Source organism: Pseudomonas sp. CFII64 (genome assembly GCF_000416235.1).
Lineage (GTDB): Bacteria > Pseudomonadota > Gammaproteobacteria > Pseudomonadales > Pseudomonadaceae > Aquipseudomonas.
This window is the reverse complement of record NZ_ATLO01000010.1, coordinates 1-16,807: the sequence shown is the minus strand read 5'-3', so window position 1 is coordinate 16,807 and position 16,807 is coordinate 1. Positions and strand designations below refer to the sequence as shown.

Annotated in this window: 15 protein-coding genes; 2 read left to right on the top strand and 13 right to left on the bottom strand. The window is 60.4% G+C overall.

Going from position 1 to position 16,807, the window contains the following annotated elements:
• Nucleotides 1-7 precede the first annotated feature (7 nt).
• On the bottom strand, nt 8-853 hold the full coding sequence (locus CFII64_RS04985) for a transporter substrate-binding domain-containing protein (protein ID WP_020289677.1): 846 nt from the start codon (nt 851-853) through the stop codon (nt 8-10).
• Between the two features lie 206 nt (nt 854-1,059).
• Here CFII64_RS04985 and CFII64_RS04980 point away from each other — a divergent pair, with 206 nt between their 5' ends.
• A complete protein-coding gene (locus tag CFII64_RS04980; RefSeq protein ID WP_020289676.1) occupies nt 1,060-1,962 on the top strand; it encodes a LysR substrate-binding domain-containing protein in 903 nt (300 codons plus the stop codon).
• A 265-nt stretch (nt 1,963-2,227) separates the two neighbouring features.
• Here CFII64_RS04980 and CFII64_RS04975 read toward each other — a convergent pair whose 3' ends face one another.
• Nucleotides 2,228-3,067, bottom strand: coding sequence for an alpha/beta fold hydrolase (locus CFII64_RS04975; protein ID WP_154232493.1), 840 nt, complete (start codon nt 3,065-3,067; stop codon nt 2,228-2,230).
• Nucleotides 3,068-3,144: 77 nt separating this feature from the next.
• On the opposite strand from CFII64_RS04975, the gene CFII64_RS04970 reads away from it, so the two are divergent.
• Nucleotides 3,145-3,810 carry a GntR family transcriptional regulator gene (locus CFII64_RS04970; protein ID WP_020289674.1) on the top strand — a complete coding sequence of 222 codons (666 nt, stop codon included), beginning with the start codon at nt 3,145-3,147 and terminating at the stop codon, nt 3,808-3,810.
• 3 nt (nt 3,811-3,813) lie between these two features.
• Here the strand turns inward: CFII64_RS04970 and CFII64_RS04965 are convergent, their stop codons facing one another.
• The 11 genes from CFII64_RS04965 to CFII64_RS04915 all read right to left on the bottom strand — a co-directional run bounded on the left by CFII64_RS04965 (nt 3,814) and on the right by CFII64_RS04915 (nt 16,422).
• Nucleotides 3,814-5,367 carry an ABC transporter substrate-binding protein gene (locus CFII64_RS04965; RefSeq protein WP_020289673.1) on the bottom strand — a complete coding sequence of 518 codons (1,554 nt, stop codon included), beginning with the start codon at nt 5,365-5,367 and terminating at the stop codon, nt 3,814-3,816.
• 89 nt (nt 5,368-5,456) lie between these two features.
• Nucleotides 5,457-7,088 (bottom strand): ABC transporter ATP-binding protein, encoded by a 1,632-nt coding sequence (locus CFII64_RS04960; RefSeq protein ID WP_020289672.1) that lies wholly within the window; start codon nt 7,086-7,088, stop codon nt 5,457-5,459.
• Nucleotides 7,088-7,960, bottom strand: a complete 873-nt coding sequence (locus CFII64_RS04955) for an ABC transporter permease (RefSeq protein WP_020289671.1) — start codon at nt 7,958-7,960, stop codon at nt 7,088-7,090. The genes CFII64_RS04960 and CFII64_RS04955 overlap by 1 nt, the downstream gene beginning before the upstream one ends.
• The gene (locus tag CFII64_RS04950; RefSeq protein WP_020289670.1) at nt 7,957-8,898 is read right to left on the bottom strand and encodes an ABC transporter permease; all 942 of its coding nucleotides are present in this window, start codon (nt 8,896-8,898) and stop codon (nt 7,957-7,959) included. Before CFII64_RS04950 ends, CFII64_RS04955 begins: the two co-directional genes overlap by 4 nt.
• 40 nt (nt 8,899-8,938) lie before the next feature.
• Nucleotides 8,939-10,072 carry a C45 family peptidase gene (locus tag CFII64_RS04945; protein ID WP_020289669.1) on the bottom strand — a complete coding sequence of 378 codons (1,134 nt, stop codon included), beginning with the start codon at nt 10,070-10,072 and terminating at the stop codon, nt 8,939-8,941.
• A 230-nt stretch (nt 10,073-10,302) separates the two neighbouring features.
• A complete protein-coding gene (locus tag CFII64_RS04940) occupies nt 10,303-11,241 on the bottom strand; it encodes an ABC transporter permease (protein WP_020289668.1) in 939 nt (312 codons plus the stop codon).
• Nucleotides 11,241-12,359 carry an ABC transporter permease gene (locus CFII64_RS04935; protein ID WP_020289667.1) on the bottom strand — a complete coding sequence of 373 codons (1,119 nt, stop codon included), beginning with the start codon at nt 12,357-12,359 and terminating at the stop codon, nt 11,241-11,243. The genes CFII64_RS04940 and CFII64_RS04935 overlap by 1 nt, the downstream gene beginning before the upstream one ends.
• Nucleotides 12,360-12,375: 16 nt before the next feature.
• Nucleotides 12,376-13,890: an ABC transporter ATP-binding protein gene (locus tag CFII64_RS04930; protein ID WP_020289666.1), complete on the bottom strand. Its 1,515-nt coding sequence runs from the start codon at nt 13,888-13,890 to the stop codon at nt 12,376-12,378.
• A complete protein-coding gene (locus CFII64_RS04925) occupies nt 13,887-14,978 on the bottom strand; it encodes a BMP family ABC transporter substrate-binding protein (protein WP_020289665.1) in 1,092 nt (363 codons plus the stop codon). Before CFII64_RS04925 ends, CFII64_RS04930 begins: the two co-directional genes overlap by 4 nt.
• A 44-nt stretch (nt 14,979-15,022) precedes the next feature.
• Complete coding sequence (locus CFII64_RS04920; RefSeq protein ID WP_020289664.1) at nt 15,023-15,409, bottom strand: glyoxalase/bleomycin resistance/dioxygenase family protein; 387 nt, start codon at nt 15,407-15,409, stop codon at nt 15,023-15,025.
• Nucleotides 15,409-16,422: an isopenicillin N synthase family oxygenase gene (locus CFII64_RS04915; RefSeq protein ID WP_020289663.1), complete on the bottom strand. Its 1,014-nt coding sequence runs from the start codon at nt 16,420-16,422 to the stop codon at nt 15,409-15,411. Before CFII64_RS04915 ends, CFII64_RS04920 begins: the two co-directional genes overlap by 1 nt.
• Between the last annotated feature and the right edge of the window lie 385 nt (nt 16,423-16,807).

Sequence of the window (16,807 nt, the reverse complement as noted above, 5' to 3'; positions counted from 1 at the left end):
CGCCCGATCAGATTTTTTCAGCAGGTTTGGCTTGCTCGAACACGCTCAGGTAATAGCTGCGAATGTTCTCCGGCACGTATTGCACAACCCAGCCACGGAACAGTTTTTCTTCGTGCATGCGGGCAATCGCCGCACTCAGATAGTCGCGCCATTGCTCGTCGTTCTTGCGCACGCCGATGGCGGCGTCGGAGATCTGGAAGGGTTCGCCGATCAGTCGGGCGTTGGCGTCGTTGGCCGTCACCACCACCAATGTTGCCGCATCGTGGGTGTAAGCGTCGGCGCGGCCCTGACGGAAAGTCTGCAAGGCATCAGCGGCGCTGTTCATGCGCAGGGTCTTGACGCGGGGCATGTGGTCTTCAAACCACTTGGCCTGCACCGAGCCTTTGAGGGTCGCCAAGGTTTTGCCGTCCAGGTCGGCGATCTTCTTGATCGGGCTGTCCTTGGCAACGATGACGTCACTGGCGCCCCAGCGATACGGCGTGGTGAAGTCGATCACCCGTTGACGCTCGGGGGTGACGCCCAGGGTTGCGATCAGGAAGTCCACTTTGCGCCCCAGCAGCTGCGGCACGCGGTTTTCGGCGGTCACACAAGTGAAGGTGACCTTGTCTTTGGAACCCAGCGCCCAGAGGGCAACGGTGCGCGACATCTCGACTTCGATGCCGGCGAATTCACCGTTGTTGTCCTGGAAGCCATATGGCGGTTGGTCACAGCGCACCCCGGCGCGCAGCTGACCGGCCTCTTTGATTTCAGCGGGGACTGCGGGAAGCTCGGCAGCATGAACTTGCGTCAGCCCTGCCAGAGCCAGACAAGAGAGTGCCACTGCATTGCCAAGGAACTTGAGCGAAAACGACATAATGCCTCCTGGTGAATTAACCATGAGGTCCACCCACCGGCGGACTCATGTAACGGATTCAAGGGCAGAACTGAGAAGGTGGGGCCTGTGCAGACTGGGCCGGTCTCTCTGGACGGCCTCGGTGTCCAGAACAGTTATAAAGCCTCTGGCTCATGCCAACAAATGCCAATACAGTAGCCATCCATACGTAATTGATATGGCCGGCCATGAACTTCAAACAAGTCGAAACGTTTCGCGCAGTGATGCTCAGTGGTTCGATGACGGCAGCGGCCGAAGCCCTGCACACCTCGCAACCCAATGTCAGCCGCTTGATCGCCCAACTGGAACGCAGCAGTGGTTTCAAACTGTTCGAGCGCGTGAGTGGCCGGCTGTTGCCAACCGATGAAGGCGCAGCGCTATTCGCCGATGTGGAGCGGGCCTTCATCGGTTTGCAAAGCATCGAGGATTCGGCGCAGAACATTCGCCGGGCGGGTACGGGAAAACTGCGCATTGCTTCAGTGCCGTCGCTATCGCTGACGGTACTGCCCAAGGTCATCCAGCGGTTTCGCCAGCAAAACCCGGATGTGGCAATTTCCATCCATACCAGCGACTCGCCCACTGCCACGCACTGGACCGCTTCGCAATACTGCGATCTAGGCCTGGCGTCTTACATTGGCGAAGAAACGCCGGGGGTGAAGCCGACGCTGATTTGCGACGTGCCAGGGATCTGCATCTTTCCCAAAGGGCATCGGTTGGCAGCCCTGGAAACCATCGGCCCCGAGGATCTACGCGACGAGGAATTCGTGTCGCTGCTGCACAACGATGGCACGCGGGCGCGCATCGACCGCGCGTTCGCCATGCCATTGGACAGACGCAAACTGAGCCTGGAAACGCCCTTTGCCGCGACCATCTGTTCGCTGGTCGGCCTGGGGTTGGGCGTGAGTATCGTCAGCCCGATGGTGGCCCTGGAATACCGCCACATGGGCATCGAGGTCCGCCCTTTCCGCCCGCAGATCCGCTTTTCGACTTACTTGCTGTTGCCAGCGGATCGCCCGCAAAGCCTGCTGTCACAGCGCTTTGGCGCGCTGATCAGCGAAATGCTCACCGAAGCGGCCAAGGATTGGCAGTGAATGTTGATCCCGTTGAAGCGAGGCTTGCCCGCGAAGAGGACGGTATGAATAGCGCAAATCTATGTCGTCAGCACCTAACACCTCGCGGATAAATCCGCTCCTACGGGGTGACCGCATTTCAACCGTTAGAGCGAGGCTTGCCCGCGAAGAGGACGGTATGAATAGCGCATATCTATGTCGTCAGCACCTAACACCTCGCGGATAAATCCGCTCCTACGGGGTGACCGCATTTCAACGGGCCGTGGCCAATCTGGAATATCACCTTTCAGCCCAATCCCAGCAGAAAGTCCTGCACGTAAGGCACCACTGAAATACCGGCGTGCGCGACGTTGGGCACGATGTCCTGCTGCACACGAATATCGTGGGCCTGCAGGTTGCGGGCGAGTGTGGCGTTGCGCTCGACACGGGTGCTGCCCGCGTCGTTGATGCCTTCCTTGAACTGCACTGAACCCGGGGCGTAGTGGATCTCCCAGGTTTCCAGATCCGCTGCGCCCACCAACAATTGCACGTCCACTTCGCGCAGCGCAGGCAGGTTCAGGTTTTTGCCGAAGATTTTCTCGATGCCACCGGTGCCGACCCACCAGTCGCGGTGGTCGTCGATCAGGGTCACCGAACCGGGTGCGCCGATGGACACCGAGCGCAGGCGTTCCGGGTGCAAATAATAAAACCGGTTGGCGAAGTGCCCGCCGCCGGAGTAACCAAACAGCGAAAAGCGCTCGAACGTGGTGTTCAGAACCTGCGCAACTTCATCAACCATGGCCAGCAAAACCTGGTCATAACGAATGTCCCCTTCGACCAGATACTTGAAGCCATGCGGATTTCCGTCGCCCAGCGGTCCTACCGGAAACAGCGGCGCGAGGATCACGTATTTGTTGAAACGCCCGAATTCGGCAAAGGCGTCGCGGTACTCGACCATCGTGCGCCCGGTGCCATGCACGGCGACCAGCAAGCGGTGTTCTTGCGGGCATTGATCGAAACTTTGCGGCACATACAGGCAGTACGCGAACCGTGGATCCATGCGGCAGGAAAAAATCGTCGTGGCGCCCCGGTAGTAAAGCTTGCGACTGCGTGCTTCCGGGCTGTCTTCAGGGTTGGCTAACATCATTAAACCTCGGCGTTTTGTGCCATTATTGGCAGCCATTATTGGCGGTGGGTCGGTGACTGAGTCGTGGCCCCCGCTGCATGAAATTTTTTCGCCCGGTATCAAGCTATGTGTGGACGTTTCCATTGAAGAAAACCGTTACTGATCGCAGCCAACTGGTGGTGCTGATCTCCAAAGACATCAACGCGGGCATCCTCCCGGCGGGCAGCTGGCTCAAGCAGATCGATCTGGAGGAGCGCTACGGCAGCTCCCGCCTCGACGTGCGCCGGGCGCTGGACCAACTGGTGGTCAAGCGCATGGTCGAACACCTTCCCAATCGCGGTTACTACGTGCATACGCCGGACCTCGCGCAGGTCTCCGATGCCCGGGAGATACGCGTCGCGCTGGAATGCGCGGCGGTCAACCAGATGGTCGTCAGCGACGCCGACCTGGAACAGCTCGACGCCCTCGCCGAACGTTTCAATACGCTGGTGCAGGAAGGCACGTTGCTGGAGCGCTACAACGCAAATCTGGATTTCCATCGCACCCTCTATGAGCTGTGCAGCAACCAACTGCTCATCGAATTCATTGAAGACATGCGCAGTCGACCCCCGTCATCTCCCGGCGGAACCTGGCGCACCCATGTGCGGGCCGAGCAATCGAGCCGGGAGCATTTCCAGATGGTCGATGCCCTGCGCAACAACGACCGTGAACGACTCAAACAACTGATTGCCGCGCATATCCGCCAGATCCCGCTGGAGCAATGACCCTCAAGGCTTGACGCTGACGCCCCAGAGGCGCGGCTTCTGGCCGATCCACGAGTTGTAACCCTCGACTTTCTGGTTCAGCGCCATGATGTCCAGCCCGTTGTACATGACGATCATCGGCACCTGGTCGATGAAGCGCTCATGCAATTGGTCGAACAGCGCCTGGCGCTTGCTCACGTCGCCTTCTTTCAGCGATTGCGCCAGCAGGTCGATGGCGACCGGATCTTCCCAGCCTTTGCGGGGTTCCTTGTCCTTGTTGCCGGTGACCTGTTCAAAGCTCAAGGCCGGGTCGAAACGCGCCGAGTAGGTGAACGACATGGCCTGGTAGCGACCGGTCTGGTAGCGCTCCAGCTGCGTGCCCCACTCCAGCACTTCAACCTGAACATTCATGCCCACGGCTTGCAGCATGGCCTGGGTAATGATCGCCAGGTCATAACTGGGCACCATCGAGCGGCGGTTGGCGACGATGGTCAGCGGCTGGCCGTGGTAGCCGGCCTGTTGCAACAGCGCAGCGGCCTTTTGCGGGTCGTAGCTGAAACCGGCTTTTTCGGCAGCGCCGTAGTAATTGGACGCCACGCTGACAATGGAATTGTTGGCAACCCCAAAGCCGTTGCTGGTGGTCGCCACCAGTTGATTGACATCGATGGCCGCCGCAATCGCCTGACGAATGCGCTTGTCCTTGAGCAGTGGATCGCGGGTCTGGAACATCAATACGTTCATGGTCGCGCTGGGCGATGTCGAGACTTTCAGATTGGCGTGGCTCTTGATTTCCGGCAGATCGGTTTCGGTGACTTCGGCCATGTCCAGGTCGCCGGAAAACAGCGCGGCCTTGACGGTTGCCTGATCGGGAATGATCACGAAACGCACCTCATCGGCCAGCGCCTGCTTGCCGCCGGTGTAACCGTCACGGGGGCCGGGCAACGATTGATATTTGTCGAATTTTGTCAGGCTGACGTATTGCCCGCGCTTCCACTCGCCCAGCTGATACGGGCCGGTGCCCACCGGTTTGACGAACTCGCCCTGGGCGTTGAGCGAAGCCTTGTTCAAGACGCCGGTGCCGCCGCAGTCGGTGCGCGCCATTGTCGCGAGAAACATGCCGCTGGGTTTTTCCAGACGCATCACGACGGTGTGCTCGTCAGGCGCCTGAATGTCGACCACTTTGGTCAAGCCGCTGCCATCGAACTCCGACAGACAACGCCATTGCGTCTTGGGGTCCATGTCGCGTTTCCAGCTCCACAGCACGTCCGCGGAGGTCAGCGTGTCGCCGTTGTGAAAGATCACACCTTTGCGCAGCGTGAAGGTGTAGCTCAGACCGTCGGTGGAAACGTCGACTTTCTCGGCGAGCAAGGGTTTGACTTCACCTTTCTCGCCGTAGGCCACCAGCCCCTCGACCATATGCAGCACAACCTGATCGGTGCGGTCATCGCGGTTGACGCCGGGGTCCAGACCGCGAACATCCGAGTTCAGCGCCAGACGCAACGGCTGGGCTTGCACGACACCGGCGCCGAGCATGGCGACCAGACCACAGGCCAGAGCCTTGTTCACAGAGCTTTTCATCAGCGATTCCTTGGTAAAACCAACACATTCGCGCCGTCGCCCAAGCCACGGCATTCAGAGAAAATCCAGTTGATACTGAGAAAGCGGATCTACGGCCCGGCCCCGCTGCGCAGCTGATAGCTGCCGTCGGGCAAGCGCAGCAGCGGATTGGCGGCCGCCAGCAGACGTCGGGTAAACGGGTGCTGCGGGTGATCGAATACTTGCGCGATGCTGCCCACTTCAACCAGGCAACCGTGCTGCATGACCGCGACCCGATGGGCGATGCGCTCCACGGCCGCCAGATCATGGGAAATGAACAGACAGGCAAAGCCGTACTGCGCCTGCAAGCGCTCGAACAATTCGAGAATCTGTTTTTGAATGGTCATGTCCAGCGCCGAGATCGGCTCATCGGCGATGACCAGTTTCGGATGGCGAACCAGCGCCCGACCAATCGCCACCCGCTGGCGTTGCCCGCCCGACAGCTGATGGGGAAAGCGCGTAGCGAATTGCTCGTCCAGGCCAACGTCCTTGAGGATGATGCGCACCCGCTCGGCGCACTGTGCGCGGCTCAGGCCGGGCACGTGGCGCAAGGGTTCGGCGAGAATGTCAGCGATCCTGGCGCGCGGGTCGAGTGAGGACACCGGGTCCTGGAAAATCATCTGGCATTGCAGGCGGTGTTCGCGGTTGCCGCGTTTGAGAATGTCCACGCCGTCAAAAAATATTTCCCCGGCGCTGGGCGTGATCAGGCCGACCACCGAGCGGCCCAGGGTGGTCTTGCCCGAACCGCTGGCGCCCACCAGCGCCACGGTTTCCCCGGCGGCAATTGTCAGGTTGACGCCATCCACCGCGCGCTTGGCTTCGGTGCGGCGCATGAAACGCTTGCGGCCGGGGTGATCGATGGTCACGTTACGAATGTCCACCAGCGTCGAAGACGTCGAAGGCGGCGCCAGTTCGCCACGGCTCGGCAACGCCTCCAGCAACTGGCGCGTGTAGTCAGCCTTGGGGCCGAGCAGAATTTCCCGGGTCGGTCCTATTTCGACCGCCTTGCCGTGGCGCATCACCACGACCTTGTGGGCATGGCGCACTACCAGCGACAAATCGTGGCTGATGAACAGCACGGCGGTGCCGTATTCCCGAGTCAATTCCAGCATCAGTTCGATGACGTCGGCTTGCGCCAGGGTGTCCAGCGCCGTGGTCGGTTCGTCGGCAATCAGCAACGTCGGGCGCAGCAGCATCACCGAGGCAAGCATGATGCGCTGGCGCATGCCGCCGGAAAATTCGTGGGGGAACGCGCTCAAACAGCGCTCCGGGTCGTCGATGCCGATGCGGCGCAGCATTTCCAGCGACCGGGCGCGAATGGTTTTCTCGTCCTGATCGGTGTGCAGGCGCAAACCTTCAGCCATTTGCTGGCCGATAGTCAGCGTTGGATTCAGCGAAACCATGGGTTCCTGGAAGACCATGCCGATCCGCGCGCCACGCACCTGGCGCAGTTGCTCGTGATCGAGCGTGCAGAGGTCAACCTCGTCGAGCAGCAACTGCCCGGACGAGACCCGCATGGGTGGCGGCAGCAGGCCGATGACTGCGCGGGCCGCCATGGTCTTGCCGCTACCGGATTCGCCCACCAGGGCGACAATCTCACCCGGCGCCATATCAAAGCTCAAGCGATCTACGGCAAGCGCCCCATCGACGCCGACCTGGATGCTCAGATTGCTGACGCGCAGCAATGGCTTCACGCTGATCATTAGCGGTTCATCCTTGGGTCGAGGCGATCACGCAATGCATCGCCGAAGAGATTAATGCCGATCAAGGCGATGGCGATCATCAAGCCCGGGAAGAAGCCCAGCCATGGCGCAGTGGCCAGGTGCGGACGGCTGGCGGCAAGCATGTTGCCCCAGGTCGCCGCTGGCGGCGGAACGCCGAGGCCAAGAAAACTCAGGGCGCTTTCCGACAGGATTGCCCAGCCGAACATGCTGGTGGCCAGGACAATCAACGGCGCCACGCAGTTGGGCGCGATGTGCTTCCACATGGTGTACAGCTCGGAATTGCCGATCACCCGCGACGCCTCGATGAACTCGCGCTCACGCAGAGACAGCACCGTGCTGCGCACCACGCGCACCACTGTCGGGATGTAAGCGATGCCCAATGCCAACACGATGCCGTACTGACTGGCGCCGACAATCGCCAGCAAGCCCAGCGCCAGCAACATGCCGGGGAACGCCAGCAACGCGTCGTTGACCATCATCAGCAAGCGGTCCGTCCAGCCACGCAGGTAACCGGCCAACAGGCCGAACAACGTGCCGACGGTAATCGCCAGGGAAACCGTCAGCAGGCTGATCCACAGGCTGGTGCGCGCACCGATGATGATCCGGCTGAGCACGTCGCGGCCAAATTCGTCGGTGCCCAGCACATGCGCCCAGGACGGCGGCTGAAAGCGATGAATCAGGTCCAGTTTCAGGGGATCGTAAGGGGTCCAGAACACGCCGATCAGGGCCATCGCCAGCAGCACCGCCACCAGCAGACCGCCGATCAGGGCATTGAAGGAAGGCATGCGCATTTTGCGTGCGGGTGCCGCAGCGGGCACGGCCAGCGGCAGCGACTCATTCAGCGTCTTCATACTTTCACCCGAGGATCGAACAGCGGATACATCAGGTCGACGACCAGATTGACCAGCACATAAACAAAGGTGATCAGCAGCAGGCTGCCCTGCAGCACCGGATAGTCCCGGGCATAAATGGAGTCGACCATCAGCCGGCCGATACCCGGAATAGTGAATACCGTTTCGATCACCGCGATGCCGCCGAGCAGGTTGCCGAGAATCAGGCCGATCAGGGTCCAGGTTGGCGCGAAGGCGTTGCGCAGCGTGTGCCGCCAGAGCACCGCGCGCTCCGATAAGCCTTTCGCTCTGGCATGGGCGATGTAATCCAGACGCAGCACTTCGATGGTGCTGGCCCTGGCCATGCGAATGATCACCCCGCTTTCATGCAGCACCAGTGTGGCAATCGGCAGAATCACGTAAGTCAGCGCTTTGCCGAAGTCTTCGCCAAACGGCACATAACCCACCACCGGCAGCCAGCCCAGCGCCAGGCCAAAGGCATAAAGCAGCAACAGGCCCATCCAGAAACCGGGGATCGACAACAGCAAGGTCGCTGCTGTGACAAGGCCGAGATCCACCAGGCTGTTCTGCTTCCAGGCCGCCAACATGCCCAACGGCACGGCAATCAGCGCGGCGAGAAACACTGCGCTCAGCACAATGGTCAGGCTGACACTGAAGCGCTCCAGGACCAGCGGCAATACCGCTTGCTGGCTGGTGATGGAATGCCCTAGATCACCGCTCAGCACCGCTTTGATCCAGATCAGGTACTGAATCCACATCGGCTGATCCAGGCCCAGAGACTGACGCAGCGCGCTCAGATTGGCCGGGTCGGCCATGTCGCCCAGCATCAGCAATGCCGGATCGCCGGGAATCAGGCGAATCATCGCGAACACCGCGATGGAAATCAGCAGCAGCGTCGGAACCGCCATGGCCAGACGCGCAATGATCAAACGAAGCATCTATCTTCCTCGGTGCTGTAACTGGCCGTTGGGCAATCCGCTACCATACTGCGTAACGTGCGTAATCGGACTCCATCTCCAGCTGGTACTTGCCGAACAGCCGGCTGATCGCCGGCAGCGGTGCGATTTCCATGTAACCGCTGGCCGGGCGCATGACGATCATCGCGACGGTTGCCGACAGATTGTCTTCACCGCTGGAGCTTGGTCGCGGCGGACGGCACACGGCGAAGGGCGTGCCGAAGTCATCGAAGAACGCAGTTTTCATATGTTCCAGGGTCAGGTCACCCTGGCGCTGACGAAGAATTTTCTCGACGCGGATGTCGCGGTAGAAACTCTCCGGCGCGCCGCCGATGCCGGTATTTTTCAACTTGACCTGTGCCACCGGGCTGCGCCAATGGTTGGCATGCACCAGCAAACCGTTGTCTTCAAACAACGGGAAGACTTCATCGGGCGCGCACTCGTAATTGATGCCAAAACCACCGGCATGGCTGAGCATCATGTTGTTGGAGCCGGACTTGGGCGTCACCGCCACGACCTTCATCGCCAACGCGAAATGATTGGCTTCCAGCGCCTTGCGCCGAATCAGCGGCAAAGGCACGCCCAGGGTTTGATAGTCGCGGTCCGATTCAAGGTTATTGCCGGTGATGGCGGTGCCGATGGAGTTCAGCCCTGCCCGGCCCAAGCCTCCGGCTTCGGTAAAGGTCAGCAGATCCGGGCCGTCTTCCCGGCGGATATGCAGAACCACGCCGGTTTCAGCGCACTCGGCGCGCCAGTCCCAGTTCTGGCCGTGCAGCAATTCGTTGTGCAAGGTGGCGCCGGGCAGGATGATCGCCCCGGTGCAGCCATCCAGCTCGGGCCTGTCGAGCATGTTGCGCCGGCCCAGATGGATAATCTCGGTCCGTGCGTTGATCAACACGATGGCCTCGAAATCCTGACCGCAACCCTGAGCGATGCCGCGCATTTCTTCCAGGTACTGCGGTTCGAAGGCTTCTATGTTGGGCACGAACTGATTGACCAGACGCCGAATGCCCGCCCAGTCGTAACCCATGTCCAACAATTGCTGACTGTAGACTTCGATGCTGCGGGCAATGATCAGCGGGCAGGCTTTGCCGTATTGGACGCCGCGCTCAAATGGCGTGCCGCTGATTTCGATGCAAGGGAACAGACGACTCATGTCACCACCTCAGTTGTTTGGTGGTTACCTGAGCAAGACCCGCGCCAAAAATCATAAAACCCAGAAAATATTGGCGCCAATTTAGGTTTTTAAAAAAATACCGGCCTGTTTCGTCGGTTTTTGGTGCGCAAATATGGGGATAGGCTGGGTAGATGTTCCACAAACGTGCAGATTAGTGACAGATCCAATTGCCGGCCGATCAGGCCGTAGCACCTGATCGACCGCTGCAATCAGCGTCGTTCCTCTCGAATGAATGGTTCACCCAAGGCACCCGGTTGGCTGCCCGAGCTGGCCGTCGAGTCGCGCTGGGCCATGGCGACCCAGATCATCACCAGCAGCGTGACCGCGTAGGGCGTCATCAGCACGAAATATTGCGGCAGGCGTACGCCTGTGGTCGCCAGTTGGGGGATCAAGGCTTCGATGCAGCCGAACAACACGGCTCCCGCTAGCGCCCGCCATGGCGACCAGCGCGCGAAGATCACCAGGGAAACAGCAATCCAGCCCCGCCCGCCGGTCATGTCGGCAATCCACATCTTGGTACTGAGCACGGAGATGTAACCGCCCGCCAGACCGATCAACGCCGCACCGGCCATGATCGCCGCCAGCCGGTAACCCAACACCGAAATACCGGCGGCATCCGCAGCCTGAGGGTTCTCCCCGACGGCACGCAGGCGCAGGCCGTGATTGCTGCGATTGAGAAACCAGACCACGGCAATGAAGATGATCGGCGTGAGATAGACCAGAGGATTTTGCACGAACACCTTGCCGATCAGAGGCAGCTCGGAGAACGGCCAAAGCGCTATGGCGGACAACCCGGTAACCGGGTGGTTGGTCCATTCCAGCAAGGTGCCGAGTAACCCGGTCAAGCCCTGGCAGAAGAACACCAGCGCGAGACCGGCGATGACCTGGTTGATGCGCATCACCAGCACCATCAGCGCGAACAGCAGCGAAACCACGCTGCCCGCCAGCATTGCCGCGAGTAACGAAATCAGTGGCGTACTGAAGCTCAGCTGCGCACCGATGGCCGCCAGCGCGCCCACCAGCATCAAGCCCTCGGCACCCAGCGCCAGCACCCCTGCCCGTTCGGTAAGAATCAGGCCCAGCGCTGCGAGGGCGAACGGTACCGCGAAGTCGGGTGAGTTGCCCAACCAGTTGGCGATCATGTCCATCAGGATTCTCCGCCTTGAACAACCTGGATACGCCGCATGCGATGGCGGATGAAAAAGTCTGATGAAGCCACGCAGATCACCAGAATGGCCTGGATCAGCTGGACCATGGAAAACGGTATCTGGTAGAACACCTGCAAGCTGCGTCCGGCCACAAACAGCATCGCCACCAGCAAGGCCACAATGGTCGCCGCCAGCGGGTTAGTGCGCGCCAGAAACGCGATGAGAATTCCGGAAAAACCGTAGCCTTGATAGAACGCCTGAGTCAGGCGCCCTTCCTGCCCCGCCGTGACGATAAAACCGGCAATGCCTGCCAGCGCGCCGGATAACAGCACCGTGCCGATGATCATCTTGCGCACCGGCACGCCGACCGCGCTGGCCACGCGCGGGTTGGCATCGACGAAGCGCAGGTACAGGCCGGCGCGGGAAATGCCAATGAACCACAGGGTAAACAAGGTGACCAACCCGGCGAGCAGGATGGCCGCGTTGTAGCCGTCGAACAGATCCGGCAGACGCTCGAAACTGCGAAACGCCGGTGAATACGGAAAATTGTCTCGGGGATCTTTCCAGCTGCCGTACAGCAGATGCAGAAGAAAATTGGCGGCGATGTAATTGAGCATCAGCGTCGAGATGATCTCATTGACCTTGAGGCGCAGCTTGAGCAGCACCGGTGCCAGCGTCCACAACACCCCGCAGATCATCGCAGCCGCCAGCATCAGCGGCAAACGAATGGCCGGCGGGCCCACTTCAAACAATGAAATGGCGGTTGCGCCGATGCCGCCCCAGATCATCTGACCTTCCAGGCCGAGATTCCAGAACCGCGCGCGAAACGCCATGCAGCCCGCCAGCCCCACCAGAATCATCGGCGCGGCTTGAAACAATACCGACTTGAAGTTTTGCGGATCGAGCACCGTCAGCACCACGAACTCGTTGAGCAGTTCCTCGGCGGGCACCCCGGCACCGACCAGAATCGCAGCGGAAATCCCCAGGCCAGCCACCAGCGCCAGCGCGATGATCAGCGCCTGCCAATACCAGGCCAGTTGCTGGCGAATTTCCAGGGCATAACGCCGCGCCAATAACGGCTGACCGCGTGGCTTTGGCGACGGCGTGGCATGCAACATAGATTCAGGAATAACTTCAGTCATGACTCACCATGGCCTTGCCTATCGCCTGGCGATCGGCAGGACGCTCGAATTGCGCGACGATACGGCCGCTGTTCATGACGCCGATGCGGTCGGCCAGCGCCAACACTTCATCAAGGTCTTCGCTGATCACCAACACCGCTGCGCCAGCGTCGCGAGCCGCGCGCAAGCGAGTGTGCACGGCCGCCCTGGCCCGCGCATCCAGACCGCGACTCGGGCTATGCACCAATACCAATTGCGGGTCGCGGCTGAATTCCCGGGCGATCACCAGTTTTTGCGCGTTGCCGCCGGAGAGCAATGCGGCTTTCTGTTGCAACGAACGCACGCCTTGTACATCGAAGGCGCTGATCGCCTCAGCGGCGTCCTGTTCCAGTTGCTTGCCGCGCAGGCGCAGGAACGAGCCGTAGCGTCCGCTGTGAATCTGGCCGATGCCGAAGTTTTCCGCCACCGACAGCGAGCCGGCCAACGCCGCGCCGTAGCGGTCGGCGGGAATCGACGCGATGCGCAAGTCGCGACGGCGCTCGGGTGAGGCCAGGCGCAAGTCGCCAAACCCTTGCAGGAGCATTTCGCCCTGGGTCGGCTGCGGCAGCCCCATCAAGGCATTGGCCAGTTCGCTCTGGCCATTGCCGCCCACGCCAGCAATGCCGTAAATCTGCCCGGCGTGCAGGGTCATGTTGACGCCAGCCAACGGGCCTTGACCGGCTACCGAGCGGAGGTTGTTCACAATCAGGCGTGCCTCACCCGCAACCGCCATCGGGTGTTCCCGGGTCGGCTCCGATTCACCCACCGTGAGGCGCACCAACTGTTCGACACTGACGCTGTGCGGATCAAGGGTTTCCACGGTGCGTCCGCCGCGCATCACCGTGACCCGGTCGGCGTAGCGTTTGACGTCGGACATCTTGTGCGTCACCAGAATCACCGCCGCGCCTTGCCGGGCAAACGACTGCACCGTGCTCAGCAACCCTTCTGCTTCCTTGTCAGTGAGCACCGCTGTCGGCTCATCGAGAATCAGAATGCGCGCCCCGGCCAGCAGCACCTTGAGGATTTCCACCCGCTGCTGCTCGGCAATCGACAAGGTCTCGATGGTCTGCCGTGGATCAATGGCAAAGCCCAGCTCCTGAGCCTTGGCGCTGATTTGCTGTTCAAGAGTTTGCAAGCGTCTGGTATAGCTGCCCTGCCCCGGTTCAGGCGGCAGGCCGAGCAAAATGTTCTGGGCGACCGTGAACGGCCGCACCAGCTTGAAATGTTGATGCACCATGCCAATCCGATGACGGCTGGCGTCCTTGGGACCATTGAGCCGCACCGGGTTGTCATCGATGAACAGCGATCCACTCTCCGGCGCGTACAAACCCGCAGCGATATTCATCAGCGACGATTTGCCCGCCCCGTTCTCCCCAAGCAGCCCGTGCACTTCACCCCATCTGGCGATGAAGTGCGCATCGCTGAGGGCCTTGAAGCCATCAAAGGTCTTGCTGATACCGGTGAGTTGGAGCGCGTTCGCCTGGCTCATTGCTGGGAAGCCACACCTTTGACGAACCAGTCCATTTTCCACAGATCGGCATCGGACATGGCGGTGCCGGCAGCAATACGTTCCTTGCCGTCGCGGTCGCTCATCGGGCCGCTGTAGATAATCTTCTCGCCGTTCATCAGGGCTTCGCGGGCCAGCTCGATTTTCTTCTTGTTCTCTGCCGAGATGTGCTCGCCCGCAGTCAGCGTGATGTCCGTGCCGCCCTGTTCCATGGACAACAGCGCGCCATTGGGATTGGGCACCCAGTTGCCGGCCATGACTTTTTTCAGCTCAGGCGCCAGGAAACGATCCCAGACCCAGGCCGAGGAACACACCGTGGCTTTGGGCGCGAACTCGCTCAAGTCGCGATGGTGGCCGGTGCCGAGCACGCCGCGTTCCTGGGCGACAATCTGCGGCGTCGGGCTGTCGACGTGCTGACCGATGACATCAGCGCCGTTATCGATCAGCGCCATGGCGGCAGCGCGTTCCTTGACCGGATCGTTCCAGGCGCCGGTATAGATCACGTTGACCGTGGCATTGGGATTGATCTGTTGCGCGCCCAACTCAAACGCATTGACGGTCCAGTTCACCTGGCCAAAGGGGTTGGCGGCGACGAAACCGAGCTTGCCGGTCTTCGATGCAGCGCCCGCGGCCATGCCGCACAGGTATTGGCTTTCGTAGGTGCGACCGTAGAACGATTCCAGGTTCGGCGCATTGGTGGTGCCGGAGCCGTTGAGGAAGGCGACTTTCGGGTACTTCTTCGCCAGTTCCAGGAAGGTGTCGGAATAGCCGAACGCGGTGCCAATGATCACGTTGGCACCCCGGGAAATCAGCCGGTCCACTACCGGAGTGATCGCGGCGGCGTTTTCCGGAACGCTTTCGACGTACTGGATTTTGCTGCCCAGTTCTTTCTCCAGCTTGACCCGCGACTCATCGAACGCCTGCGTCCAGCCGCCGTCGTTGCGCGGGCTGATATACACCATGGCGATCTTCGCTGGCTTTTCCAGGGTCAAGCCTTCAGCCATGGCGCCATTGGCCAAGCCGAGCAGTACCGCCGCACCCAAGGTGTGCTTGAGAAATCTGTTGAGCATTTTGATCTTCCTGATGATGGGCAAGCGAAAGGCAGTGAGCGACTTCACAGCATGAAATTGATGCGAAACACATTCTGTTCGGGGTCGAGCAGCACTGCCTGATACCAGTTGTAGTAAGTCAGGTACGGTGCCTTGATCAGCGTCGCGCCGCTGACCAGCGCCAGTGGCACCAGGCGGTCGACTTCAGCTTGTTCGGACACGTCGATATTGAGCAGAAACTTCACGCCGCTGCTCCCGGCGTACTCGCCGAGGCCGAGCAGTTCGTAAGCTTCTGGCGCGTTGAAACCAATGCAGGATTTGCCAGTGTCCAGGCCACGAAAAATCGGCGAGCGGATCGCGTCGATTTCACTGAAGCCGAACAGCGCCGAATAGAATCCGCTCAGGGCCACGATGTCCCGGGCAAATACGTTGACGTAGGAAAGGTTATTCATCAGGCCACCTTGCTGCCGCCGAACGTGGTCTGCTTGACGAATTTCGACAGCAGATGGTCGCCGGAAGTAACCGGCGCGTGGCGTGCTTGCTGACCTTCGGCGAGGCAGCCGGGCAGGCATTCGATCAAGGCGTCGTAGTTGGGCTGATGGAAAAACACGAGGGACTGGCGGCGATTATCGGATTCACTGTCCGCCGGCGGATTGACCACGCGGTGCAAGGTGGAGATCCAGCGGTCGTTGGTCCAGAGCATCATCAGGTCGCCGATATTGACCACGAAGCCGTCCTCGACATACGGCACGTCGACCCACTCGCCCAGCTGATTGCGCACCTGCAATCCGCCCAGCGCGCTGTCCGGACGCACGATGGTCATGCTGCCGTAATCGGTATGCGCGCTGGCACGCATCTGCCCCGCTTCCACCTCGGCCTTGATGTCCGGATAACTCAAGGTACGGAACATGCTGATGTGGCGGTCGATGCGGTCGTCGAAGAAGTGCTCGTCCAGCTCCAGCGCCAGCGCGAACAAGCGCATCATTGAGCAAGCCAGCTCGCTCATGGCGGCAAAATATTCGCGATAGGCATCCTGAAAACCCGGCAGCAGGTTTTCCGGCGGCCAGACATTGGGCGCGAAGTGCGAGCCGGCAACGGCGTTGTGATAATAGTCCTCGTCCGGCACGTTGCTGGGGCCGATGGAGAACGACTCTTTCAAATCTCCCGGCGCACTTTCTTCCAGCGAATAGGACAGGCTTTCCTCAGCCACTGCGCTGTAACCGCGCACCATCTCCGGGCTGGGCCGATCCACTTTGCGCTTCTCGGCCAGGGGTAAATCGAAGAACTGGCGAGTCAGCGCGGACACGCGTTGCACCAACTCGACGGGGATCTGGTGATGAGTGATCACCAGGAAACCGATGTCTCGACAGGCCTGATTGACGGCCCTGGCGACGGCGGCCTTGCCTTCTGCGCTGCCGGAAAAATACGGTGCAAGATCGATAATGGGGACGGATTGCAAGGTCATGCGACTAACGCCTCTCGCGACACAACATTGAAGATGCACCGGTTGCCCGGCCTGAATGTGCGAGGGAGAAAAGCAGTAACTGTGCCAGTCTTTAAATAGCTTTGCTTTTCAGATAGTTAGTTATTAATGACGAATAATTCAGATCAAATGGTCCGAAGCAGAGCACTTGGTTTGTGCGCGATGGCACGAAAAGCGGGCATGGGTGTTGATTTGGGTCATTGGTAAATTCGGCCCCACAGGATTGCGTCGGCAGGACTGACGCCTTCGCGAATGAATTCGCTCCTACGTTTTCGAAATCGGCGCGATCTGGTGGGACAGGATCATCCCGGAAGATCGTGTAGGACCGGATTTATTCGGGAGGACGTCGGTGCCATCAGCGAAATAA

Excerpts from the sequence above, each read along its gene's own strand:
- CFII64_RS04985 (WP_020289677.1), bottom strand. The coding sequence starts at position 853 with ATGTCGTTTTCGCTCAAGTTCCTTGGCAATGCAGTGGCACTCTCTTGT.
- CFII64_RS04980 (WP_020289676.1), top strand. The coding sequence starts at position 1,060 with ATGAACTTCAAACAAGTCGAAACGTTTCGCGCAGTGATGCTCAGTGGT.
- CFII64_RS04975 (WP_154232493.1), bottom strand. The coding sequence starts at position 3,067 with ATGATGTTAGCCAACCCTGAAGACAGCCCGGAAGCACGCAGTCGCAAG.
- CFII64_RS04970 (WP_020289674.1), top strand. The coding sequence starts at position 3,145 with ATGAAATTTTTTCGCCCGGTATCAAGCTATGTGTGGACGTTTCCATTG.
- CFII64_RS04965 (WP_020289673.1), bottom strand. The coding sequence starts at position 5,367 with ATGAAAAGCTCTGTGAACAAGGCTCTGGCCTGTGGTCTGGTCGCCATG.
- CFII64_RS04960 (WP_020289672.1), bottom strand. The coding sequence starts at position 7,088 with ATGATCAGCGTGAAGCCATTGCTGCGCGTCAGCAATCTGAGCATCCAG.
- CFII64_RS04955 (WP_020289671.1), bottom strand. The coding sequence starts at position 7,960 with ATGAAGACGCTGAATGAGTCGCTGCCGCTGGCCGTGCCCGCTGCGGCA.
- CFII64_RS04950 (WP_020289670.1), bottom strand. The coding sequence starts at position 8,898 with ATGCTTCGTTTGATCATTGCGCGTCTGGCCATGGCGGTTCCGACGCTG.
- CFII64_RS04945 (WP_020289669.1), bottom strand. The coding sequence starts at position 10,072 with ATGAGTCGTCTGTTCCCTTGCATCGAAATCAGCGGCACGCCATTTGAG.
- CFII64_RS04940 (WP_020289668.1), bottom strand. The coding sequence starts at position 11,241 with ATGGACATGATCGCCAACTGGTTGGGCAACTCACCCGACTTCGCGGTA.
- CFII64_RS04935 (WP_020289667.1), bottom strand. The coding sequence starts at position 12,359 with ATGTTGCATGCCACGCCGTCGCCAAAGCCACGCGGTCAGCCGTTATTG.
- CFII64_RS04930 (WP_020289666.1), bottom strand. The coding sequence starts at position 13,890 with ATGAGCCAGGCGAACGCGCTCCAACTCACCGGTATCAGCAAGACCTTT.
- CFII64_RS04925 (WP_020289665.1), bottom strand. The coding sequence starts at position 14,978 with ATGCTCAACAGATTTCTCAAGCACACCTTGGGTGCGGCGGTACTGCTC.
- CFII64_RS04920 (WP_020289664.1), bottom strand. The coding sequence starts at position 15,409 with ATGAATAACCTTTCCTACGTCAACGTATTTGCCCGGGACATCGTGGCC.
- CFII64_RS04915 (WP_020289663.1), bottom strand. The coding sequence starts at position 16,422 with ATGACCTTGCAATCCGTCCCCATTATCGATCTTGCACCGTATTTTTCC.